Genomic DNA, 981 nt, shown 5'->3' on the forward strand with positions numbered 1-981 from the left:
ATGGGCGCTTCGGGCGGAACGGTCGCGATCTCGGACATGCTCCTGCGCAACCGAGACGAGATCGCGTGCGTCTGCATCGACGGCAAGTCCGGAGCGGACGCGCTCAAGCGGCGGATGCTCGACGGCGGCTTTAGCAAGTGCGCGCTCGAGATGGGAACCCCGGCAATCGTGCAGGCTGCGGCGTCGATGCTCAAAGACGAGGTCGACTCGGGCACGCTGTCGCACATCGAGTCGCCGGCGCTCGACGACTCGGCGCGCAAGTCGCTCAAGCGCGACATCGGCAGGGACGGCTGGGGCTTCGCGGACGGCCCCGACTCCATCGCAGCCCCCATCGAGTCCGCATCCCTCGCCCTATGGGCGGCGAGAACCACGAAACGAGACCCGCGAAGGGAACAGGAGGCCAGCTTCTGATGGCAGCAGTGAATATGGAACTGGCGGGGCAGGTAGCATCCGCCGCAGGCTTGGAGCCGGGCGACGCGGCGCTCGTCCGCGAGCTCATGACCGTTTGGCGCGAGCACCGCTCAAGCAACCTCGAGCGCGAGGACTACTACCTCGGGCACGTGTCGGTGAAGGACCTCGGCATCGCCATGCCGGCGAGCCTCGCCAAGAAGATCAACCCGCGCGTGGACTGGCCCCGCAAGGCCGTGCACGCACTGGCGGACCGCTCCATCTTCAACGGTTACACGTGCGCAGACGAGCAGACGAGCAAGGCCCTCCGCGCCATCTGCGAGTCGAACCAGCTGGAGCGCCTCTACCGCAAGAACCTCATCGGCGAGCTGAAGCACTGCTGCGGCTTCTGGACCGTGACGGACGGCGGCGGCTACCCGGTCATCTCGGCGTACCCCGCCACCGCGGCGGCGGCCCTGTGGGACGACGCGCGCAAGGCCATCAGGGCGGGGCTCGTCGTGGCGGAGTCCAAGAAGATGCCCGGCGACGCCGAGCGCGTGCCGACCGTTGTGCACCTGCTCACGGCCGACAGCC

Annotated in this window: 1 protein-coding gene and 1 pseudogene; both read left to right on the plus strand. The window is 68.4% G+C overall.

Annotation, left to right across the window (positions count from 1 at the left end; all coding sequences use genetic code 11):
* On the plus strand, nt 1-411 hold a 411-nt coding region (locus ACT84W_RS10900; protein WP_444329239.1), incomplete at its 5' end, for a hypothetical protein.
* Nucleotides 411-981, plus strand: a pseudogene (locus ACT84W_RS10905) (phage portal protein); the annotation flags it as partial. The gene ACT84W_RS10900 and the pseudogene ACT84W_RS10905, both read left to right, overlap by 1 nt.

It is taken from the genome of Paratractidigestivibacter sp. (genome assembly GCF_052362415.1).
GTDB lineage: Bacteria > Actinomycetota > Coriobacteriia > Coriobacteriales > Atopobiaceae > Paratractidigestivibacter.